The organism is Streptomyces sp. NPDC005181 (genome assembly GCF_040608395.1).
Lineage (GTDB): Bacteria > Actinomycetota > Actinomycetes > Streptomycetales > Streptomycetaceae > Streptomyces.
In genome coordinates this window covers 1-22,298 of the sequence record NZ_JBEXID010000099.1, presented here as the reverse complement: position 1 = coordinate 22,298, position 22,298 = coordinate 1, and the positions used below count along the sequence as shown (strand labels likewise).

The window sequence follows — 22,298 nt, the reverse complement described above, 5'->3', positions numbered from 1 at the left end:
GAACCGCTGGCGACGCCGCCACCAGACACAAGCCCGCATCAGCCACTACCGCCAACGAGAACACTCACCGTGACAACACCGGCTGTAGTACCAGTCGGAAACGGCGTTCGCGCACCCGGCCTGGTACGCCCGGCAGGGATTCATCGTCGTCGTCCAGGACGTACGGGGACGGTACGCGTCCGAGGGCGAGTTCTACCCGTTCCGCGACGAGGGCCGTGACGGCTACGACGCCGTGGAATGGGCGGCCGGCCTGCCCGGGTCGAACGGCCGGGTGGGTATGTACGGGTTCTCCTACGCCGGGTTCACCCAGCTCCTGGCCGCGGTCGAGCAGCCGCCCAGCCTGGCCGCGATCAGCCCGGCCATGACGGGCTCCCAGGCCTACGAGGGATGGACCCACAACAAGGGTGCCTTCGCCTACGGGTTCAACGCGTTTTGGTCCGCCTACCTGGGCATAGCCGAAGCGGTCCGGCGCGGCGACCAGGAGCGTATCGACGCGCTCAGCGGCGCCCTGATGCACGCGCCGGACAACTTCTGGATGGCTCCGGAGGCCTTCCCCGCCCTCGACCGGGACATCACGCCCTACTACTTCGACTGGATCGAGCACCCCACGTACGACGACTACTGGGCGCGCTGGTCCATCGACAGCGACTACAGCCGCATCCAGGTGCCCGCACTGCATGTCGCCGGTCTCTACGACGTGTTCGTGTCAGGGACCAAGCGCAACTTCGTCGGACTCCGCAACGGCGCGAGCACCCCCGAGGTCGCCGCCCGGCAGAAGTTCGTGGTGGCACCCTTCCACCACATGCCCTGGTACCCCGTCACCCAGGTGGAGGACGGTGTCGCGGACTCCAAGGCCGTCGACGACTGTCAGGTGCGGTTCTTCACGGAGACGCTCAAGGAGACGGGCACCGGCACCTTCGAATCTCCCGTCAGTACCTACGTCCTCGGCGCAGGCTGGCGTGACTTCTCGGCCTGGCCGCCGCAAGAGGCCAAGATGGAGCGGCTCTTCCTGCACTCGGGAGGACGGGCCAACACCCGCTTCGGCGACGGCACCCTGGACACCCAGACGCCGGGTGACGAGTTGCCCGACCTCTACATCTACGACCCCAACGCGCCGGTCATGAGCGCGGGTGGCCATTCCTGCTGCGTCGAGGAACTGACGCCGATGGGCCCGGCCTGCCAGTGCCAGCGTGAGAAAGCCAAGGGCCTGCTCGTCTACACGACAGCTCCCCAGGAGCGGGATGTGGACGTCGTCGGCGATGTGACGCTGACCCTCTACGCGGCCTCCTCGGCCACCGACACCGACTGGACCGCGCGCCTGTGCCTGGTCGACGAGGACGGCTGCTCGCGCAACCTGCAGGAGGGCATCGTGCGGGCCGCCTTCCGCGACTCCCTGACCACGCCGCAGCCCATCACACCGGGCGAGGTCTACAAGTACGTCATCGACCTGGGTCCGGTGTCGACTCGCGTCCCGGCCGGGGCGCGGCTGCGCATCGACGTCACGAGTTCGGACTTCCCGCAGTGGGCGCGGAACTCCAACTCCGGTTACCCCGGCGACGGAATTCCTCAGGTGGCCACCCAGACCGTCCTGCACACGGCGGAGTATCCCTCCCACCTCACCCTGCCGATGGTCCCCGCATAGAAGCACCATCTCGATTGATCACGGAACATGTGGACTGTACGGCCGGGTGACCTTCGGGCCCTACGCGCATGATGGCAGGGCCTTTCGGTAGCTCGGGATGGGAATCCGAGCCCAGTGATACCGGGAGGCCCTGTTTCGCCCGCCCTCCGCACCCAGGGCGGCGCGAAGCTGACCGACAGGAACGACGGCAAGAGCACCTTGAGCCCGGGCCACTACGGCGACTTGGCCGTCCTCTCCGACGACCTCTTCACCGAGCCGGAGCAGGACGTCCCGCATATCAAGTCCCTGCCGAACCCTCGTAGGAGGCCGCATCGTCCACGCCCCAGGCGCATCTGGGACGCTGAGCCGCCCGCGATCAGCGGGCAATGGAACCCGGTCGCCCACTTCGGCGGCTACCAGGCCACCGTCAAGCCCAGCATCTCCGGTGCCCGCCAGGCCGAACTCCTCGGCCAGACCGTCGCCGAATCCGAACAGCACCGCCAGTGGCGCGCCCAGCGCGGGTTCACCCCCGAAGAACCCACCGAGCTCTTCGACACCTGCTTCGTCCTCTGCTCCCGGGAATCCACGCACAGCACATCAGGAGCACCTCATGAACGACCCCACCGCACCCTTCCCGGCCTTCCGGCACAGCGCTCATGAGCTTCTGCTGAGCTTCGTCCTGCTGTTCGGCGTGACGACCATCGTGCGCTGGGTCATCGGCCCGTCCGCCGTCTCCGACGCGATCCCCGGAATCCACCTGAAGCTGCTCGTCGTCGGCGTGGCCGTCGGCGTCTTTGTCACCGGGCTCATCCTCAGCCCTCCAGGCAAGCAGTCCGGCGGCCACATGAACCCGGCAATCTCTTTCGCCATGTGGCGCTTCGGGGGTTTCCCCGGAACGGCGGTGGGGCCGTACATTGTCGCCCAGCTCGCCGGATCCCTGCTCGGCGTGCTCGCGGCGCGGGGCGTGTGGGGCGGCGCCGTCGGCGCTCCTCCGGTGGCCTATGCCGCCCTGCAGCCTGCACCCGGCTGGTCGGCCACGGGGCTCTTCCTGGCGGAGACGGCGTCCACTGGCGTCATCGTGCTCCTCGTGGGGCTGTTCCTGTCGGTGCACCAGCTGACGCGCTTCATCCCCTATCTGGTGGGCGTCCTCGTCTGCCTGTGCATCGTCCTGCTGGGCACGAGCACTGGCGGCAGTCTCAATCCCGCCCGCCAGTTCGGCCCGGCGCTGGCTGCCGGGCAGTTCGGCTTCCTGTGGGTCTATCTCCTGGCCCCCATGGCCGGCGCCGTCCTGGCACCGGTGGTACGGGATCTGCTTCCCGGACACCGCCGGGTGCCCGCCCACCAGCTGCATGGCGCCGACGGGCCGCCGCTGCACAACCCCGCGACCCGGTCAACTTCTCGGCCGTAAAACGACCGAGCTTGTTGACTCAGTCATCCACGCCTTGTCGCGCTCCCGACTGCCCCCTACGGCAGGGCGGTCACGGGTCGCATCTACCAGCAAAAAGGGAGGTGTTCAGGCCTTTTGTGGTACGGATCCGTTGACGAGAACCCACGCCGAGCGTGCACGGTTGCGCACGTTGACCCCGGCGACGTGATCGGCCGGGCCAGCGAGCCCGCACCGACGACAACAGAAGGCGTCCCGGACGGGACGGTTGCGCCTCGCCGTGTGCGCCTGACCAGCGCAAACCCAGCCCCACCTTCGGTTTCGAGAAGCCCTCTTACCGCAGCCTGAACGCAGACCCGGACCGCGGGACCATCATGTCCTGACGGACCGTCAGGCACCTCCAGACCCAACAACGTCACAGCACCCCTTATCCACCAAGAACAAACGTTGAAGTTTGAACTACCTGTTGTGAGAAGTGCGCCGATGAATGAGACCCAGGCCGAAGCCGCCGTAGAGATCCTGTCCCCCCGCGACGTGCCCCTGGGCGGCCCCCGGGCGATGAACGTGCGGCGCACCCTGCCGCAGCGATCCCGATCGCTGATCGGTGCATGGTGCTTCGCCGACTACTACGGTCCGGACGAGATAGCGGTCACCGGGGGCATGGATGTCGCACCGCATCCCCATATTGGGCTCCAGACCGTCTCCTGGCTCTTCAAGGGTGAGATCGAACACCGCGACAGCCTGGGAACGTACTCGATGATCCGCCCCGGCGAGCTCAACCTCATGACCGGCGGACACGGCATCTGCCACTCGGAGGTCTCCACCGCGAGCACTGACGTCCTGCATGGCGCGCAGCTGTGGGTGGCGCTCCCGGACCAGTACCGAGACACCAGCCCCGACTTCCACCACTACGTCCCGCAGGCCGCCGCCCTTGACGGAGGCGAGGTCAAGGTGTTCCTGGGCTCCCTCGCCGGTGGCACCTCACCGGTCCCCACTTTCAGCCCCCTTCTTGGCGCCGAACTTCGTCTAGACCCCTGTGCAACCGTCACCCTCGCGGTCGACCCCGCCTTCGAGCACGGCCTCCTCGTCAACAGTGGGGACGTTTCCCTGGCCGGCATTCGGCTGATCCCGTCCCATCTCGGCTACCTCCCCGTCGGCAGGGACACCTTGACCGTGACCAACCACTCGGACGCACCCGCGGTGACTCTGTTGCTCGGCGGGCCCCCCTTCGGCGAGGAGATCCTCATGTGGTGGAATTTCGTCGGCCGTACCCAGGAGGACATTGAGAAGGCCCGCGAGGACTGGATGAACGGCTCCCGCTTCGGCGAGGTGATCGGGTACCCGGGAGGTCCCCTTCCCGCGCCCGAACTCCCGCGGGTGCCGATGAAGCCGCGAGCCTGACACGCCCCCGTAGACCTCGTCCCCCGCGACCCAGCCCACGCGGTGTCCAGCCCACGCGGTGTCCAGCCCACGCGGTGCCCGGCGTCAAGGAACCGGCCGATCATGCGGGCGGCCAGCTCCGGCTTGGTCGCGAAGACGGTGTCCTCACCCAGCCCGGCGGCCCGGCAGCGGCCCGGGTCGCACGTCCACGAGCGCGGGATGTACAGCTCACGGTCCACCGCCCCATGTCCGCGGCGGCCCGCGTAGACCAGGTAGACGGCGACCTGAGCGTTTTCGATCCTCCCGGCGGTGCCGGTGTACTGGCGCTGGACACCCACTGTGTGCGTCCCCTTCTTCACGTCCCCGGTCTCGTCGACCACCAGCACCGCGTCCTCGTCGTGCAGATGCTCCAGCACGTACGCGCGCACGGCATCCGCATCCCACCTGGCCCGGCCGAGCAAGTGCTGTATGCCGTCCGGACTGGCCTCTCCGGCCCATTCGGCGATGCTCCAGCAGTTCTTGCGCGGCAGGTCCGACAACAGCCCCAACACCAAGTCCCGTACTCTACGCCGGGGTTCAACCCGCGCGAACCGGCCCGCGATCCGGGACCTCAGGACCTCGAACGCCTCCTGCCAGCAGGCAGGGTCTATGCTGTGGCCTGCGGCCATAGCATGATCTTCAGTCTTCACGCACCGATGATCAACGGTGGCCGTACTCGTGCCCGCCCCCACCCCCAGCAGCAAGATCACGATCTACGGCTGGAGCCCGGTCGAGATGCTCGGCCAGCGCGAACGCTCGCCCGGCACGCTCGCGCCCGGCTGCTGTTGTTCCTGGCCTCCGGCCTCCTCGTCTCCGAGTTGCCACAGGCGGGGTGTGGCGGTCATGTACAGGCGTCGCAGGGACGGGATGCGGGTGTTGTCGTGGACGACCGCCCACGACTTGCTGATCTCGTACCCGATCACGTTTCCGCATTCACGCTGCTTCCAGCCCGTCCCGCCCGGTGCCCCGGACAAGGCGGGCCTACCGGAGGTCACGGCGGTCGAGGCGGTGGATGAGGCCGGGGCGGCGCTGGTAGTCCTCGTGCAGGCGGGTCAGGCGCTGGTGGAAGTCGGTGCCGTCCGGTGTGGGCGTATGCGTCGCGCAGGTCCGCGACGAGGGTCCTGCACAGTGCCGGCTCCAGGTACAGCGCCCAGGTCGTGAGTCCCCGGCTGCGCGGCCATAGATTGGTAGCTGCCAAGGTGTGCACACTTCGTTAAGGTGGTGTGCATGACGGAGACGACCTACTCGATCGTGGAAGCTCGCGCCCGCCTGGGCGCCATCGCGCGCGCGGTCAGCGCCACCCGTGAACCGGTCGCCATCACCGACCATGGCCAGACCGTAGCCATACTGGTCAGCCCCGCCGACGCCCTGGAACTCCAGGAACTACGGGCCCTGGCCGCCTACCGCGCCCGCCAGGCCCGCGGCGAGGACGCCGGCATCCCGCACGACGAGGCGTACCGCCGCGTGTTCGGCGGAGCTGAGGCGTGAGCTACGAGGTCATCTGGGAGCCCGAGGCCCTCGCCCAGGCGGAGCGGTTGGCCAAGGAAGACCCCGACGGGGTACGGCAGGTGTTCACCGCGGTCGACCGCCTCGCCGATAACCCCCGGCCCGACGGCGCGTTCGGCAGCGCCGACCTGCTACGCATCCATGTCGGCCACTACCGCGTCATGTACGAGATCGACGACCGGCAGATCCGCGTCAGCGTCATCCACCTCGGCCGCGTGCGCTGAGCAACCGCACAAGGTAGTCCGTCAGCTCGTCACCGGGCGCCCGGCTAGCTAGGTCCGTACTTCGCGGGTAGCTCGTTCAGGTCTCTGGCCAGCGGGGATGTGTTGGTTCCAGGCCGAGGAGGTCGAGGAGGTGGAGCTGGACGCCGCGGCTGATGACGATGGTGGGTGGGTCGGTGGCATGACCGACCCGCAGTCGCAGGCCGGAGAGGTGGTAGAGAATCATGCGGCCGGTGGGGCGGACCATCTGGTTGCCGGGATACAGCCCGGACATCTTCTGATCGCCCCCGAGGGCCCGGCGGACCTGGCGCTCGATCAGGCAGAACACGAGCAGAGCCAGGCAGATCACCGCTACCAGCGCGGCGACCCGCTTGTTGTCCTGCACGAAGACGGGGGTGACGGCCAGGGGGCCCTTGAAGTCGCTGTAGCGGCGCTCGACCGTGCCCTGCTGGCCTTTGTGGCGCCGCAGTACCTCGGCGGCGTCGGCCTGTTCGGGGGTGAGGGTGGTCAACAGCGCGTACCAGCCGTCGACAGCTGCCTCGGCCTGGAGGACGTCCTGGTCGAAGTGCCAGTCGAGGGCGGGCCGTCCGGTGTCGTCGGTGGTGATCTCGGTGTGCAGACAGCCGGTGACGCGGCGGGTCTTGGCGATCACGCCGGTGCGGGCGGCGATCTTCTGGGCGGTGTTGTAGTAGCGGCCGCCGGCCCCGCGCTGCAGCTTGTCGAGTTCGTCTCGGGCCTTGGCCAGGCGTTTGTCCCGGGCCCGCTGCTGGCCTTTGGCGTTGCCGGTGGAGTGCACCAGGATCCGGCGGACTTCCACCTGCGGGTCGCGTTTGCGTGGTCCGGACAGGACGTGGGTGTCCTCCAGCACGCGGTAGGTCTCACGCCGGTCGGCCGGGGTGTTCTCGTCCCGGGCGGGGGTGTAGTCCACGACGCTGGCCGCGTCGAGGTCGAGGGCGGCATAGACCGCGTCGTCGACCGTGGAGGCCGGGGCCGGGGCGATGAAGTCCGTCCGGGCCTTGATCAGGGCGGTGACGTTGCGGTACGAGACGAGCTTGGAGTCCGCGACCAGCAAGAACTTCTTGGGGCAGGCTATCGTGCGCAGGGCGTTCATCACGTGGGTGCTCTGGGAGATCTCCGCGGCTCCGCCGTCGATGACGCGGGACAGCAGCGGGATGCCGCCGTCGCCGGTCACCGCCAGGCCGGTCTGGATCTGCTTGAGGTCGTAGCGGCGGTCCTTGGGATGCCCGTGCTTGATGCGGGGATAGTCCTCGTCCTGGTCGTCGGCCGGGTAGGCGCCATACAGCGACATGGAGGTCATGTCCCAGTGGCAGGTGGACACATCGATGCCGAACTCGCCGATCGCGCGGGCCCCGAAGCTGTCGGTGAGCTCCGTCAGGTGCGGGGCGATGGCGTCCAGGGCCCGGCCCAGGCGGTCGTCGTTGAGCAGTTCCGGCTCGATGCCGAAGACCTCCTCCACCGCCCACTCACGCGCCCAGTCGTCCACCCGCCACAGCGGGGCGGGCGCGGTCAGCCGGTTGGCCACCAGCGTCTCGTCAGGAGGGCGATGTCACGGCCCGGGCACAACCGGTCGACGATCCCGGCCACATCCAGCCGGCGCAGAAACTCGGCAGCGACAGGCAGAGCGCCCAGACGCTTCTCCACCACGGCGCTGACCACGCATTCCATGCGCGGACGCACCGTCCGTGGCCGCGGGGACCGGGAAGACTTCGTCACACCCCACCAACGCGGCCACGACTCCAACAGACACTCCCACAGGTCCCGAACCAGCCGATTCAGTCACCCGCGAAGTACGGAACTAGGTCATCACGGCTGACAGGTACCATATGGTGTGCAGCCATTTCCGGAGGAATCCCCACGTGCTGAGCTCGATACCTACTGTGCTGCCGACCGAACGCGGCCATGCCTGAGCGTTCTGTCACCACGCAGGTCAGCGGTGACAGGCGCAACGCCGGAGGGCATCGCCGGGCGGCAACCGGGACCATCTCCTCGCCGTCCGTTCCCGCCCGCACGCCTGCGGTCGCGGTGCGGGGCGGGCATCTCGAGACGCAACTGCTGGGGGACCCTGCAGAAACCAGGAGCAGCACGCGCGCGATGATCGGCCGGGATGAGGAGCTGCGCACCCTGCGCGGGTTGTTGTCGGACGCGGCGGCGGGGCACGGCGATGTGCTGCTGGTCCATGGCACCGCTGGCGTCGGCAAGTCGGCTCTGCTGCGCACAGTCGGCGCCGAGGCCGCGGAAAGCGGTTTCAGGGTGCTGCGCACGTCGGGCGTGGAGACCGAGCAATGGCTGCCGTTCGCCGCACTACAACTGCTGCTGCAACCAGTCGCCCGGGGTGTCGAGAACCTGCCGGCCCCACATCGGCTGGCGCTGAGCGGCGCCCTCGGCGTCACGGAGACCGAGCCCGAGATATTCAGGGTGGGACTTGCCGTACTCGAACTGCTCGCCGACGCGGCCGAACGGCAGCCGGTCCTGCTGCTTGTCGACGACGTGCAGTGGATCGATTCGTCCAGCCGGGACGTGCTCAGGTTCGTGACCCGGCGCACCTGCGACTTCGCCATACTGGCCGTCTGCGCCGCCCGGATCGACTCCTCCGACTCGTACACCCCGAGCGCGTACCCGGATCTCCGTCTGGGACCGCTCGGCCGGACGGCCGCCGCCGAGCTGCTCGACGCCAGCGCGCCCGGCCTGCCGGCGCCGCTGCGGAAACTCATCCTGGAGCGCGCCGCGGGTAATCCGCTGGCCCTGGTCGAGCTGCCCAAGGCGGTGCAGGGCATGACCGCCCAGGCGGTGCAGGGCATGACCGCCCAGATGGACGGCCTGCCGCTGACCCAGCGGCTGAAGGACGCGTTCGCCGCGCGTAGCGACTCGGCGAGCCAGGAGTGCCGCGCGTTCCTCCTGGCCCTGGCCGCCGAGCCGACCACGCCGCTGAACCGGCTGTTGGACGTATCCACTCACCTCTCCGGCTCGGCGGTTTCCGTGGACGCAGTGCAGGAGGCGGTCAACGCGGGTCTGGTCACCCTGGTCGGCCGGACTGCCGAGTTCCGGCATCCGCTGATGCGCTCGGCCATTTACACTCGCGCCTCGGTCGCCGACCGGCTGGCCACCCACCGCGCCCTGGCAGCGGTGATGGAGGACACCCTCGAGCGCCAGCTCGCTCACCAGGCCGCGGCCGCGATCGGCCCGGATGAGGAACTGGCCGCCCGGCTCGAGCGTTTCGCCGACACGTCGCAGGCCCGGGGCAAGGTGGCGGCGGCCGTCCCGGCCCTGCGCCAAGCGGCCGAACTCGTCCACGACGCGCAGCGCCGGACCGGCATCCTGGTCCGGGCGGCCGAGCTGTCCAGCGAGATCAACGACCGCGTCCAGACCCAGATGCTGCTGGTCCGCACCGATATGAGCGTGCTGGGCCCGGTGGAGCGGGCCCGCCTCCTGGTCGTGTCCGACAATGCCGCGTTCGAACCGGACGAACCGCACCGGCGGATCCACGACATGGTCACCGCGGCGGCCGGCGCGTTCGACGCAGGGGGCGCGGACGTCGCCAAGAACCTGCTGTGGCGTGCCGCCGCACGATGCTTCTGCCAGGACGGCGACCCACAGGTTCGCGCTCAGACCGTGGCCGAACTGGACCGGTGGAACCCCGATCCGAACGCCCCCCACGTGCTGGTGGTGCGGGCCTACGCCGAGCCGTACCGAGACGGGGCGGGCGCGCTCGTACGGCTGGACGGCCTCGAGCCGGATCGTGAGGACGGCCGGATCCTGCACTTCCTCGGCGACGGCGCGATGGCCATGGGCGACATCAGCCGCGCTGCCCGGTATCTGGGGCTGGCGGCCGCGGCGTGGCGGTCGCAGGGCATGCTCGGGCTGCTCGCCCGTTCGCTGGCCGCCGGCTGGCCGCGGCTGTTCCTCGGTCAGCTCGACCGGGTGCGCGAGGAGTCTGCTGAAGGGCTCGCTCTGGCCGATGAGACCGGAGAGTGGATCGCGTGGCTCGCCTTGAAGGCGGCGGCCGGCCTGGTGGCGGCGCTGCGGGGAGAGGTCGAGGCCGCGGCGCGGACGGTCGGCGAATTGCGCGCCCACAGCCTGTTCTACGGCATGCCGTTCGTCACCGTGGTGGCGCAGCAGGTCGACGGGCTGCTCGCCCTTCTCGACGGGCGCGCAACCGAGGCATACGACATTCTCGCACGCGCGTTCGATCCGGCCGACCCGCACTACCACTCGGTGAGCCGCTGGCTGCTCGCGCCGGACCTGGCGGACGCCGCGGTGGCCGCCGGCACCGTGGAGCACGCCCGGGAACTGCTCGCCGAACTTCCCGAGCTGGCCAGTCGGCTGCCCTCGGAAATGATGACGGTCGCGCACGCCTACACCGACGCGGTACTGGCTGCGGACGACACAGCCGAGGAGCGCTACACCGCGGCGCTCACCGCATTGCCGGACGGCTGGACGCTGGCGCGTGCCCGGCTGCACCTGCACCACGGCCGCTGGCTGCGCCGGCACCGCCGCAACGTGGACGCCCGCACCCCGCTGCGACTGGCCCGCGACGAGTTCGACCGGATCGGCGCACGGCCCTGGGCCGAGATGGCCCGCGAGCAGCTGCGTGCCACCGGCGAGTCGAGCGGCCGACGGAACGTGTACACCGGCGAGCAGCTGTCGGCCCAGGAAATGCAGGTGGCCGAGCTGGCGGCACAGGGCCTGAGCAACCGGGAGATCGGCCAGCGCCTGTTCATCTCGCACCGCACCGTCGGAGCCCACCTGTACCGGATCTATCCACGCCTGGGCATCACCAGCCGGGGCAAGCTCGCCGCCGCGCTCGCCGCCCTCCAGGAGGAATGAGCCGAGGGCAACGTGCCCGACGGCCCGGGGTGAACGGTCGGCGCACGGCCGGGCTGCCCACGGTAGTTGTCGCGTCAGCCGGTCAGCAGCATGCCGAACAGCGTCGACATCGGCGCGTCTACGCAACGGATGGTCGCCCGGGGTGACCTTCCCCTCGTAGCGTAGAGACCCTGGCTGCAGGGGAAGTTGAGGGGCATGGCAGGCAAGAGGCGGAGGTTCGACGCCGAGTTCCGTGAGGGGGCTGTGCGGATCGTCGCCGAGACCGGCAAGCCGGTCGCGCAGGTCGCGCAGGATCTCGGGATCAACGAGACCACGTTGGCCAGCTGGGTGTCGCGGGCCCGGGGCGGCGGGCGAGAGCGACGAGCTCGCGCGGCTGCGGCGGGAGAACGCCCAGCTGAAGAAGGACAACAAGGAGCTGGCCATGGAGCGTGACGTCCTCAAACGCTGCATGGTCCTCTGGGTGAAGTAGCTGTGGCGGACCCGGCGGTGCTCGTCGGGGTGATCAGCGACCAGAAGACCGTGCACAGCATTCCGTACCGCACGTCCTGCCGGGCCCTGGGCGTGTCGGAGGCGTGGTTTTACAAGTGGCGCCGCCGTCCGGTCGAGCCGACGAAACGCGAAGTCAGGCGGGCGGCGCTGGCCGAGCGGATCCGCTACTTCTTCGACCGCTCCGGCCGGACGTACGGCTCGCCAAGGATCACGCTGGATTTGTGGGAGGAGGGCTGGCAGGTGTCGCAGAACACCATCGCCGAGATCATGGCCGAACTCGGTCTGCAGGGCCGCAAGCCGCCCCGCCGGCGCCACTCGCTGACCCGCCCCGGCAAGCGGAAGACCGCCCCTGACCTGGTACGGCGCAAGTTCGACGCCATCGCGCCCAACGTGTTGTGGTGGGGCGACATGACGGAGATCGACACCGGTGAGGGCAAGCTCTACCTATAAGTTACGTGGAATCACGCTGACGGATGGTCCTGCCGCGGGGGCCAGTACGCCGCCGTGGGGTGTCCCGTTGAGCGTGTTCGTGATGGTGTTGTCGGAGAAGTGGCCGGTGCTGGACCGGCATGATCGGGCGGCCGAGTGGCTGCAGATCTGGTCGGATCTGGGCCGGGCGCCCCGGACGATCGACGCGTACGCCCGCGGTCTGGGCGAGTTCCTGCTGGTGTGCGAGCGCGACGGGATCGACCCGAAGACCGCCAACCGCAGCCACATTGCCGCGTTCGTACGGGAGTTGAGGTCACGCCCGAGTCGCAGCGGGGCGAACGTTCTGGCCCTGGACTCGGGGGCGGGCCTGGCCAACGCCACCCTCCAGCAACGGCTGGTGCCAGTCCGGCTGTTCTACGACTTCCTCGTCGAGGAAGGGGTGCGCGAGTCGAACCCTGTGGGCCGTGGCCGTTACACCCCGGGGCGGGACCGTGGCGGCGGGACGGCGCGGGGACTGGTGCCGCGGCTGGTGAAACTGCCGTGGATCCTGGCCGAGGCCGAGTGGCTGCAGGTCCTGGAGGTCTTCCGGGCCGAGCCGATTCGCAACCGGCTGATGCTGGCGCCCGCCTACGACTCGGCGCTTCGCCGGGAAGAACTGTGTGCCTTGCGGAGCGACGACATCGATCCGGCCCACCGCACGTTGCGGGTCCGGGCAGAGACCACCAAGACCCGACAGGAGCGGATGGTGCCCTACTCGGCATCCACCGGAGTACTGCTGGGCGAGTATGGCCCTTCGTCGGCTGCGGGCCCGTGGGGTCCCACGCCGGACGGCGGTGCACTGGCGGGCCCTATCCTGGCTGGTCGGTCCGCTCGACCAGGCCCGCGCCGCCCTTCACGACGATGGTGAAGTGCGTCATCGTCGGGCCGGATCGCAGGCGGCGGCAGTCGTGCTGTCCAACTGCCGGGTGCTGCAACGCTCCTGGTGGGGCTGGACCACATGGGACTGGGCCCGGCTGTGTTGCTCCAGCAGCGCCGAGTTCCGCACCGCCCAGGAGCTGCCGACCGACACCACCGTGCGCCCGTATCTGATCGCGTTGTGCCATCTCCTCGGTGGCTTCACCGACTTCCAGCATCTGGGCAACTTCAACCGGCTCTACCTGGCCCAGCTCGTGTTCGGCACTGAGGCCGTCAGGCGGCAATGGACGAGGTCGCGGTGGTCGCGGATCGCTGGGGATATCGCAGTCAGAACCGTGAGGACGGCCGCTACCGGTTGCCCGGTGTCCTGGCCCAGGCCCTGCTGATCAACCGCAGTTGCCGGATCGAGGACCTGACCACCGAGGCGTTCGCCCGACTGCACGCTCACCCGGCCACCAGCACACGCTACTCGGCCGGGTTCTTCGCCCTGCAGAAGATCGTGGCCAGTCTCGGGCACTGCCAGAGCCCCGTCCGCCCCGGCTTCAATCACGCGCCCACGCTCGCCGGGGTCCCCGAGCCGTGGTCGTCCTATCTGCAACGGTGGTACGACACCTCCACACTCACTATGAACGTCCGCAACAACATCCGCACGAACATGGCCAAGACCGGCCGCTGGCTCGCCGCCGAGCATCCCCAAGCCGTCGATCCCGCCCACTGGACACGGACGACCTGCGCGAACTGGGTCGCGGCGGTCGACAAGATGGCCGTCGGCGACTACGTCCAGCGCGCCGACCACCTCCACGACCGCCTCGGCGACCCGATCGCTCCCCGCACCAAGTCCCATATCCTCATGGGCACTCGCATGTTCCTGCGCGACCTGCAGGAATGGGAGTGGATCCCACGGCGCTTCGATCCCGCCCGGGCCCTGGCAGTGCCCCGCACCATCGCCGCGCTGATCGCCACCAACCCCCGCGTCATCGCCGACGAGATCTGGGCCAAGCTGTTGTGGTCCGGGCTCAACCTCGAGGCAAAGGATCTTCCCGGCACCTCCGCCGGCAGCTACTACCCCCTTGAGTTGATCCGTGCTCTTGCGCTGACCTGGCTGTTCTCCGGCCTGCGCAGTGACGAGATCTCGCGGCTCAGGGTCGGCTGCGTCCGCTGGCAGCACGAGGGACAGTCCATCCACGGCGGCTCCCGCGAAGTCCTGGCCGAACAAGCCGTCTGCCTACTCGACGTCCCCGTCCACAAGACCGGCACCGCCTTCACCAAGCCCGTCGACCCGATCGTCGGCCAGGCCATCGACGCCTGGCAGGCCCTGCGGCCCGCCCAGCCCAAGCGTCTCGACGCCAAGACCAACGAGCACGTTGACCTGCTCTTCTCCATCCGCGCCCACCCGGTCGCCAAGAACTACATCAACCGCACCCTGATCCCCTCGCTCTGCGAGAAAGCCGGAGTGCCCACAGCCGACGTCCGAGGCAACATCACCAGCCACCGGGCCCGCTCGACCATCGCCGGCCAGCTCTACAACGCCAAGGAGCCGATGACTCTCTTCGAATTGCAGGCATGGCTCGGACACCGCAGCCCTACCAGCACTCAGCACTACGCGAAGATCACTCCGAACACCCTGACCAGGGCTTACACCGAGGCCGGATACTTCTCCCGCAACCTACGAACCATCGAGGTACTCGTCGACCGGGACGCCGTCACCTCCGGCGCCGCGACCGGCGGCGAACCCTGGCAGCACTACGACCTCGGCCATGGCTACCGCACCTACAGCTTCTTCGAGCAGTGCCAGCACCGGATGGCCTGCGCACGCTGCGACTTCTACACCCCGAAGAACTCGAGCAGGGCCCAACTCCTCGAAGCCAAGGCCAACTTGCAGCGGATGCTCGTGTCCATCCCACTGACCGACGACGAACGCGCAGCCATCGACGACGGGCAGACCGCGATCGACTCCCTCCTCGACCGCCTCGCCGAGGTCCCCACCCCAGCCGGGCCCACCCCGCGCGAACTCCGCCGTCCCCTCCTGCCGATCATCGACGTCCGACAAGGCAACCAAGGATGAACCCGCAGGTCACAGATTCCACAGAATCGCATCCGTCCACGACGCCTTCTCCCGCCGGGCCCTGGGATACGCGATGGGCGAGCGGCACGATGCCGCGCTGGTCAGCGGCGCCCTGCAGATGGCGATCGCGACCAGAGGCGGCCAGGTCGACGGCGTCATCTTTCACACGGACCGCGGCAGCGAATACACATCGGAGGCGTTCCAGCAGCTGTGCGGCAGGTGGGGTGTGGTGCAGTCGATGGGGCGAGTCGGGTCGGCCCTGGACAACGCCGCCGCGGAGTCGCTCCACTCGGTCCTCAAGGTTGAGTACATCCACCGACACACCTTCGCCACCCGCACCGAGGCGAGGCTGAAGACCGCCACGTGGATCGCGGACTTCTACAACACCGAGCGTCGCCACAGCGCGGCCGGCGGGAAACCGCCCGTCGAGTCTACGCGCCGCCGACCAGGATCGTGAATGGCACCTGTCCGGCGTGACGCAGCCTCGCAGCGCTTGTCCGGCCTGATACCGGCTGACGTGCTCGCCAGACTTGGCCAGCGAGACAGCGCCGGCGAACAGCTCGGCCACGCTGTCGGCGGTGAGGTGCGTCATCGGGCAGGAACTCCTTCGCCCTGGAGCGACGCGGAGGCCGCGCCTTGGGCATCGTGGTGGACGTGGTCGGATGACCTGGCACGGGTTTCGGCACGGTGGGTGATGAGGTGAGCGACCTGAGCCGCGCTGTCGCCGCGCCACCGGCACACCGCATCCGTGGCCGTCTGCGGGACGGGCGGGCGTGGATCGCGCAATGCAGAGAGCACCTCAGCGACGTCGTGAGCGTTGCTGCACCGCCTCGCGAGGACGACCCGCTCACCGATCACCTCCTGCTCGTTCCAGCCACGGCGGAGGCGGCCCGCTTCTGGTCCGCAGCAGCCAGGCCGCTCAGGCTGCTGCGGACCGGCACCGAAAAAACTCTCGTCCAGGCGCTTTGTAGGAACCCGACAGCAACTCAGCCCGCTCCACATGCACCCCGGCCACCGCCGCTGCACGCCCGCTGCACAAATGGCCACCGCTCGGCCACCGGAGGCCCCTGCGTGCTGCCCCGCGAGGGGGTCAAGGACAGCCCAGAGGTCGCAGAAAAGGAAAAACCCCAGGTCACGGCGAGTGAGTCCTGGGGTTTCTCGGAGCCGCCTTCGGGATTCGAACCCGAGACCTACGCATTACGAGTACGCGAGCGATCGTGCTGCACCATGCCACGGGGTGTTGCCAGTTCTCATTTTGCCTGATCAGAGGACACAAGCGGGGTTGGTTCGTGCCACCTCATGTTGGCCGGTCCAGAGGCGTCCGCGCTCCCCCTGCGCTCCCCTTCCCTCCAGCCCGTCCTGTATCGGTACCTCCCGGGAGACAGTGGCCTATCAAGACTGGCTTGTACTTACGCGCAAACCGTTCCGACCGGAACCCAGCGTCTGAGCTGTCGGCCGGACCCCGATCAGATGCACGATACGCATTGTCACGATCCCACAAACGCGACCAATCTCCCACGGGCACATGCCCAGGGCTGCATCGTGTCGTTGGGTGTTCCGTTTGATCATGCGATGCCCAGCACCGTGAGTGGGCGGGTGGTGTCGCGTGCGGGGTGACGACAGTAACCTCCACCCACCGCTTTCCTCTGCCGCTACTGCTCGGATGCCTCGCCGTCAGAACCCGGCTCGGCGGCGGGCTTCTCCTCGGGAGGAGCGGTGCGCCGGTACTGCGGGTGGTCGAGGTCCATCTGCCTGGCGGCGTGCAAGGGCACGGGGAAGCGGGCCCGGTCGGACCAGAAGAGGGTCTGGTGGCAGAGTTTTGCGGTGGCCACGGCAAGGACTTCCGCCGAGACGCCCTCGGCGCAGGCCAGCGGATAGATCTCGGTCGCAGTCATGGAGTACCAGTTCTGGGGCATCTCGCCCTTGCGGCGCTCCTCCTTCTTCTCCGAGTGGACGGACCGCTTGGCGTCCCATCGGGTGTACTTCGAGCCAAGTCGGCCAGCGCCGTCGCCGTCGTACGCGCGCGGCACGTTGCACAAGATCCAGACGGGTGCGCCGAAGTCCACCTCGACTTGGTACAGCATCCGGGTTGTTTCGCCGTCTGTTGTGGCGCCAGCCTGTCCCTTCAACACACGCGTGGTGCTGACAGGCGGCGGGACCTCCTCGTCCGCGATGTTGATACGGATCACAGAACGCGGCCTCTCGTCGCTACTCAGGGAGCTGCCTGGGAGCCAGTAGCGGCTGAAGCGCGGAGTCCGGGAGGCTCCCTGGTTCATGTTCTGCAGCCCCTCCCACATGCGGCGGCAGGCCAGCCCGTCCACGGTGACGGTGTAGGGGACTCCGTCCAGCTCCTCGGCGAGGTCTCCGAGGGCCAACTCGACCGCCTCGGCTGCGTCGTCCCAGCGCTGCCGGTGAGTCTTCTTGTCCCCGTTCTCCTGGGGGTAGGCCGCGGCGTGGAAGGCGGGCTGGGCGCTGCGGTAGGGCTGCCACTGGGGTCGGGTGGAGCTCCAACCGAGCATGCTCCACGCTCCGCCGACGTGGGCTGGCGGGATGAGTGCTGATGCGGTGATCACGACCTTGGGGGGCCCGTTCTCCCCCTTCCGCCGGTTCTGCTGGCGTACATGGACACCGACTTGGGCGACTCGGTGAACGGGGTAGTCAAAGGTTTCGGGTTCCAGCGCGTTGGCGATGCGGTCGTCGATAACCCCGAGCGAGCGGTAGAGGTCGAGGAGGGCCATTTCGGCCGGGTGGTCCTTCGCCTTCGGCATGACGATGCCTTTGTCGTTCTTGCCCAGGATGTACTGGGTGGGAACGCCGAGGCCGGCAAGGAGCGATCGCGTCAGGAGCTTGCCGTCGCGGCTGTCGGCGTCCGCGCCGTTCTGCTCGTCAACGGCCTCGGGCTTCTCGGTCTCGCACCAGGCGCCGACAAGAATCCCGTCCCCGGAGACCAGCGAAGCGCCGGTCTGTGCCAGGGCTTCTCGCCTGCCGTCCGGTCCCCCGGGCTTGAGGAAGTCGGTGGCCAGGTGAAGCACCGCGGTGATCTGGTCGCCGTGGAGGCTGAACTCCTGGCCGTCGTGCGGGTCGAGCCCCGTGGGGTCAATGCCGTAGGTCTTGCAGAGGGTGTCGAGCATCCGCAGCCGAGTCTCGTCGCGGTACCACAGGCAGGCGATGCGCAGCTTCTTGAAGCCAGCAGCCTCGACAGCGGAGAAGATGGACTCCGGCGTGGGCACGGCGCTGCCTCGCGCCCGGAGCGGCTCCTTGCTCTCGCTCTTCTCCCGTTCCTCCTTGCGGCGTTCGAGCTCCTTCTTGGTAACGCGCTCGGGGTCGGTCGGCCGGTGGGGAAGCGTCATGGGCGCCTCCCGCATCGTCAGAGGCACGGCTACGTCGCCGAATGCCTCGGCGACGTGGCCATAGAGAAGGCGCAGGTGCTGCATCCCGGTGCCGGTGCCGATAGGGAAGGAATAGCTCTTGGGGAGGACCGGCCACACCTGGCCGGGGTGTTCGCGGGGGAATGCCGCCGGCTTTTTCTCCTCGCGGGCCGCCTTGAGGAGCTCCTGTTCCCTGCGGGATCGCTGGTCGATCGTCCTCAGGATCGAGTAGTCCATCTCCAGACGCCCCAGCGCCTCCAAGGCGAGCCGGTTCACGGTGCGGGCAGCGCCGCGGCCGTTGAGCGACACCTCAAGGAGCGGGCGCCCAGAGCCGGGCTGCACAGCCAGGGCCGTCTTCGAGAAGATCAGCGAGGAGGAGATGCGGGTCACCCTCGACGACACCAGGAGCACGGGACTGGCGATGTTCGGAAGGGTCTTGAGCCGCAGCGCGGTGCGGGAGAGGGCATACCGACCGCCCTGCTCGTTCTGCCAGGGCTCTTCCAGGGCAACCAGACCGCCGGTGGTGTCGGGGCGCAGTGCGATCTCCCTGCCGTCGGAGATCGCCCACGGCTTGGCGGCCATGCGGCGGGAGAGGTCCCAGGCGACGGTCCGGTAGACCCATCCGGGGGCATTGGGCTGCGTGCCGTCGACCGGCTTGAGGTGATCGGCGAGCGCGTATCGGTGTTCTGGTGACGCGGCGATCCGTTTGGCGAGCTCAGGAGCCATGGTGAGGTCGATGGTGTCGATCTTCTCCCCGAGCGCCAGCGCATGGGTGAGGGTGAACACCTGACGGAGCAGCTCGCTGTCGAGCGGTTCGCGTGAGGCGAGGAACGGGCCACGGAAGTCGGGGTCGAAGTAGACGTAGCCGCCGCTTAGAGTGCTGAGCACGGTGGTAGCGATGGAGTACGGGGCCTGCGCCGCGTCGTCGCCGTAGCGGCGTGCGCATTGCCTGCTGAAGTCGCTCCACAGCTTCTCGGTCTCGCTGTCGAAGTGCCGCACGTACACCGCGGCGTCGCCGACGAGCTTGGGCGTGCAGCGGTAGGCGAGGGTATTCAGGTACATCCCGGGCTCGCGGTCCTGCTGAGTCACGCGTCCTCTTCTCTTCAGGCGCCCGGGAAGCCGGGCTCGTGGGGTTCGATGCCGGCGTAGGACAGGAACGCGTTGAGCGCCTCTCCGTACAGTTCGTTCATCCGTTGACGCACCTGGGGCGTCCACTGGGAGTGGATGCGGCGCAGGACTGTTTCCAGGTCGGCGTTCCAGGTGTCCTCGTGGAAGGCGTAGTCGACCATGTGGAGGACCGCTTCGGTGCCGCCGCGGCGAGCCCGGCCGGCCAGCTGGATGAGATCGACGATCATGCCCGCGACGACCTCCTCCTGGAGGGACTTGTGCATGGCCGTGAACTGCGGGGCCGTCCGCAGGAGAAGGGACAGACGTTCCCAGGCAGCGTCACGACCGACGGCAAGCCCCTGTGACGGATTCGAGCTACCGCCGGTCGGCAGGGCCCGCAGACCGGCGGCGTTGATGCTGGCGTACATCTCGGCGGGCTCGCTGAGGAGCGCCAGGGGACGTACACAAAGGTAGACGGAGCGGACGGCGGAGCGGATGCCGACGACGATGTTGAGCCCCCTGGCAATCAGCGACAGGGGCACGACCAGGATCTTGCCGTGTTTGGGGAAGTCCTCGAACTCCTCGGCGGTGAGGCGTACTGCGACGTTCTCCTTGGGCAGGTCGGGGTCGGCGCGGTGGCGGTCCTCCGCCCGCACCGCGACGCACAATCCGCCGCCGTAGTGGCCGGCTTGCGCGATGCCGCGCGCCAGCCAGGCGCACTGCTGGTATGAGTTGGCCACCACGAGCACGTGGGCGCGGTCGGGGTCCTGGGCCGCCGTTCGTTCGAGTTCGCGGTGGATCTTCTGGTCGTACAGGTTGCTGCCCAGTTCGATCAGGGCGTCCTTTTTACGGCTGGGGTGGGTGCCTGACACCTTGATGGGCTCCCCGAACAGGGGGTGGCCCTCTCCGTACTCGATACGGTGCTTCCTGGCCCGGATGGACTTGGCCTGCGCGTCGGTCATCCACCATCGGACGGGGGCATGGACATGTTCGCGCACGGCTTGGGGGAAGTATGCGGTGGCCGACAAGCCCATCACCGGCCGCTCCACAGCGGCCAGGAGGAGCGAGACGACACCGCCGAGCTCGGCGGTGTAGGTGTGCGGGTCACCCGTGATGGTCTGGGCGACAAGGCTGGCGTTCTTCTCCTTGTCGTCAAGCCCGGTGATGCGGTAGCCGGTGATGGAACGGCCGAGCATGCCCAGCGGAATCACCGAGGAGACTGCCGTGGCCCGCAGGAGTTCCACAATCTTCTGCGCCGACCGCAGGCCGGAGGAGCGGTAGTCCTGGGCCTTGTCCTGCAGTTCGGACAGAGCTTCGTCCAGTTCGGTCATGGCAGTGCGCGTCACCAGGAGGTTGATGGCCTTGGCGCGCCGTTGAACGTCCTTGATGGAATCCTCGAGAAGCATGTGCAGCTCCAGCTTCACCATGTCGAGCAGGTGCTCGCCTCGTGGCGCCACGAGGGCGCCGAGGGCACGCCGCACGTCGTCCCAGTCGGGTTCGAGCAGACTCGGTTGGGAGGCGAGCGGATCGAGGCCCCGATATCGGGCCGGCATGAGGGCGTTGAGCCGTTGGAAGAAGTCCGGCGGAATGTCCGCCTCTTCCGCGATCTCCGTCTCGGGCCAGAGCAGGCGGATCAATGCGCGGTCCCGCCCACGGGCCAAGTGCCAGCGGGTACTGGTCTGGTCCGGAATGCGGGCCTGGGCTCGCTCGTCCTCCGTGGCGTGCAGGCTGAGGGCGTTCTTGCAGATACTCAGGAGGAAGAACTCCGCCATCAGCCGCACGTGGCTGACAGCAGGCAGTAGGTTGTGCTCGTCGTCGATGTGCAGCCGCTTCGCGTCGGTGTCCATCTCCTGCGGCGCTGCGGACCAGTGCCGCCGAGAGTGCAGGACCACCTCGCCGGCGCAGTTGTCGATTGCCCGGGACTGGAACTGGTCCACTTCGTCGACGAGCACGGCGTGGCAGGTCCGAAGCGCGAATTCGGCCGCCGTCATGCTCCGGACGGCCCGGCCGTCCAGGTTCACGCCGATGCGCAGGTTGCCCTGCATGAAGGCGTAGTGGTTCATGATGACGACGTTCGCGGCGCAGGCGTCGTAGACGGGGGCGAACTTCCCGCACGTCGGGATCCAGGGGCAGGCTGCGGAGCCCACCCCCTGACGGCGCAGGTTCAGGCACGGTTCGCGCCCGGGTGGGTAGTCGCCGGTGGCCTCCAGGAAGGTCTTCTGTGCGCATCCGTAGGCCAGTTGGTCAAGATCGCGCTCGCCTCGCTCACCCCATTCACCGGGGAGGTCGGGGTCTTCGTTGATAAGGGAGGCGTGCTTGAGGGCGCGGTCGTGCATCCCGGACGAGGACATCAGGTGGGCGCAGCCTGCCTCGTGTTCGATGACCCCCGATTTGCGCAAGTGGTCGAGGTCCCCGCGCACATTCCACGTCGCTGCCAGGCACGCTTTGATATCGGGCAGCACGATGGCGACGCGTAGCTGGTTCGCTGCGAACCATGCGGCCATGACCCGGACCAGGACGCTCTTGCCGGTGCCGGTCGGGGCGTTGAAGATCTCTGTCCGACCGGCGGTCAGCGTCAGCGCCTCGCGGGGGGACAGGCTGTCGGTGGTCTGCAGCACCTCGAAGAGCTGCTGCAGGGTCTGGTGCAGGTAGCGCTTCTCCGGCGTGTAGCGCAGGTCGATATGCCGGGCCAGGCCGAGGAGTTCGGGGGTGGGGATCGGGACGTCGGGCAGGTAGGGGACAGAGGAGACGTGCGGAAGCTGATCGTGGCCGAGCGGGGCGGTGAACTGGGGGTAGGTGGGGATGGTGAGCCGCCCCTGGATCTGTCCCTCCCCCCCGGCTTCCACAGTTCGGCGGGGTTTCGGTGGGTCAGGTCGGGGATCGATGCTGGTCAGCGCGTTGCGGCTAGCGGCACGGGCTGAAAATGCCT

At 68.5% G+C, this 22,298-nt stretch carries 16 protein-coding genes and 2 pseudogenes; 13 read left to right on the top strand and 5 right to left on the bottom strand.

The annotated features are described in order from the left end of the window. Positions 1-109: 109 nt before the first annotated feature. From ABZV38_RS34505 to ABZV38_RS34490, 4 genes and pseudogenes are all read left to right on the top strand, one after another. Positions 110-1,642: pseudogene (locus tag ABZV38_RS34505) on the top strand (CocE/NonD family hydrolase); the annotation flags it as partial. 114 nt (positions 1,643-1,756) lie between these two features. Further along, entirely contained in the window at positions 1,757-2,281 is a 525-nt protein-coding gene (locus ABZV38_RS34500; protein WP_356332396.1) for a hypothetical protein, read from the top strand. After that, positions 2,232-3,029, top strand: a complete 798-nt coding sequence (locus tag ABZV38_RS34495) for an aquaporin (protein ID WP_356332395.1) — start codon at positions 2,232-2,234, stop codon at positions 3,027-3,029. Before ABZV38_RS34500 ends, ABZV38_RS34495 begins: the two co-directional genes overlap by 50 nt. A 459-nt stretch (positions 3,030-3,488) precedes the next feature. After that, positions 3,489-4,406, top strand: a complete 918-nt coding sequence (locus ABZV38_RS34490) for a pirin family protein (protein WP_356332394.1) — start codon at positions 3,489-3,491, stop codon at positions 4,404-4,406. Positions 4,407-4,412: 6 nt separating this feature from the next. On the opposite strand, the pseudogene ABZV38_RS34485 reads toward ABZV38_RS34490, so the two are convergent. Both ABZV38_RS34485 and ABZV38_RS34480 read right to left on the bottom strand, forming a co-directional pair. Further along, positions 4,413-5,053 (bottom strand): annotated as a pseudogene (locus ABZV38_RS34485) (IS701 family transposase); the annotation flags it as partial. Positions 5,054-5,137: 84 nt separating this feature from the next. Further along, entirely contained in the window at positions 5,138-5,347 is a 210-nt protein-coding gene (locus tag ABZV38_RS34480) for a hypothetical protein (RefSeq protein ID WP_356332399.1), read from the bottom strand. Between the two features lie 304 nt (positions 5,348-5,651). On the opposite strand from ABZV38_RS34480, the gene ABZV38_RS34475 reads away from it, so the two are divergent. After that, the gene (locus ABZV38_RS34475; protein ID WP_356332393.1) at positions 5,652-5,912 is read left to right on the top strand and encodes a type II toxin-antitoxin system Phd/YefM family antitoxin; all 261 of its coding nucleotides are present in this window, start codon (positions 5,652-5,654) and stop codon (positions 5,910-5,912) included. Continuing rightward, positions 5,909-6,154 carry a type II toxin-antitoxin system RelE/ParE family toxin gene (locus ABZV38_RS34470; RefSeq protein WP_356332392.1) on the top strand — a complete coding sequence of 82 codons (246 nt, stop codon included), beginning with the start codon at positions 5,909-5,911 and terminating at the stop codon, positions 6,152-6,154. Before ABZV38_RS34475 ends, ABZV38_RS34470 begins: the two co-directional genes overlap by 4 nt. A 76-nt stretch (positions 6,155-6,230) precedes the next feature. Here ABZV38_RS34470 and ABZV38_RS34465 read toward each other — a convergent pair whose 3' ends face one another. After that, positions 6,231-7,694: an IS1634 family transposase gene (locus tag ABZV38_RS34465; RefSeq protein WP_356332391.1), complete on the bottom strand. Its 1,464-nt coding sequence runs from the start codon at positions 7,692-7,694 to the stop codon at positions 6,231-6,233. 569 nt (positions 7,695-8,263) lie between these two features. Here ABZV38_RS34465 and ABZV38_RS34460 point away from each other — a divergent pair. The 7 genes from ABZV38_RS34460 to ABZV38_RS34430 all read left to right on the top strand — a co-directional run bounded on the left by ABZV38_RS34460 (position 8,264) and on the right by ABZV38_RS34430 (position 15,351). Continuing rightward, entirely contained in the window at positions 8,264-10,996 is a 2,733-nt protein-coding gene (locus tag ABZV38_RS34460) for an AAA family ATPase (RefSeq protein ID WP_356332390.1), read from the top strand. A 195-nt stretch (positions 10,997-11,191) separates the two neighbouring features. Next, positions 11,192-11,428 carry a transposase gene (locus tag ABZV38_RS34455; RefSeq protein WP_356332389.1) on the top strand — a complete coding sequence of 79 codons (237 nt, stop codon included), beginning with the start codon at positions 11,192-11,194 and terminating at the stop codon, positions 11,426-11,428. A gap of 39 nt (positions 11,429-11,467) precedes the next feature. Beyond that, positions 11,468-11,935 (top strand): IS3 family transposase, encoded by a 468-nt coding sequence (locus tag ABZV38_RS34450; protein WP_356332388.1) that lies wholly within the window; start codon positions 11,468-11,470, stop codon positions 11,933-11,935. A 73-nt stretch (positions 11,936-12,008) separates the two neighbouring features. Further along, complete coding sequence (locus tag ABZV38_RS34445; RefSeq protein WP_356332398.1) at positions 12,009-12,821, top strand: tyrosine-type recombinase/integrase; 813 nt, start codon at positions 12,009-12,011, stop codon at positions 12,819-12,821. Position 12,822: 1 nt separating this feature from the next. Then, complete coding sequence (locus ABZV38_RS34440; RefSeq protein WP_356332387.1) at positions 12,823-13,215, top strand: hypothetical protein; 393 nt, start codon at positions 12,823-12,825, stop codon at positions 13,213-13,215. Further along, entirely contained in the window at positions 13,113-14,894 is a 1,782-nt protein-coding gene (locus ABZV38_RS34435) for a tyrosine-type recombinase/integrase (RefSeq protein ID WP_356332386.1), read from the top strand. The genes ABZV38_RS34440 and ABZV38_RS34435 overlap by 103 nt, the downstream gene beginning before the upstream one ends. Before the next feature lie 25 nt (positions 14,895-14,919). Then, a complete protein-coding gene (locus ABZV38_RS34430; RefSeq protein ID WP_356332397.1) occupies positions 14,920-15,351 on the top strand; it encodes a DDE-type integrase/transposase/recombinase in 432 nt (143 codons plus the stop codon). 1,195 nt (positions 15,352-16,546) lie between these two features. Here ABZV38_RS34430 and ABZV38_RS34425 read toward each other — a convergent pair. Both ABZV38_RS34425 and ABZV38_RS34420 read right to left on the bottom strand, forming a co-directional pair. Beyond that, positions 16,547-19,351, bottom strand: a complete 2,805-nt coding sequence (locus tag ABZV38_RS34425; RefSeq protein ID WP_356332385.1) for an RNaseH domain-containing protein — start codon at positions 19,349-19,351, stop codon at positions 16,547-16,549. Positions 19,352-19,365: 14 nt separating this feature from the next. Further along, the gene (locus ABZV38_RS34420) at positions 19,366-22,215 is read right to left on the bottom strand and encodes a hypothetical protein (protein ID WP_356332383.1); all 2,850 of its coding nucleotides are present in this window, start codon (positions 22,213-22,215) and stop codon (positions 19,366-19,368) included. Positions 22,216-22,298 lie beyond the last annotated feature (83 nt).

Coding starts and splice junctions, on each gene's coding strand:
- ABZV38_RS34495 (WP_356332395.1), top strand. CDS start 2,232: ATGAACGACCCCACCGCACCCTTCCCGGCCTTCCGGCACAGCGCTCAT.
- ABZV38_RS34490 (WP_356332394.1), top strand. CDS start 3,489: ATGAATGAGACCCAGGCCGAAGCCGCCGTAGAGATCCTGTCCCCCCGC.
- ABZV38_RS34475 (WP_356332393.1), top strand. CDS start 5,652: ATGACGGAGACGACCTACTCGATCGTGGAAGCTCGCGCCCGCCTGGGC.
- ABZV38_RS34460 (WP_356332390.1), top strand. CDS start 8,264: ATGATCGGCCGGGATGAGGAGCTGCGCACCCTGCGCGGGTTGTTGTCG.
- ABZV38_RS34455 (WP_356332389.1), top strand. CDS start 11,192: ATGGCAGGCAAGAGGCGGAGGTTCGACGCCGAGTTCCGTGAGGGGGCT.
- ABZV38_RS34435 (WP_356332386.1), top strand. CDS start 13,113: ATGGACGAGGTCGCGGTGGTCGCGGATCGCTGGGGATATCGCAGTCAG.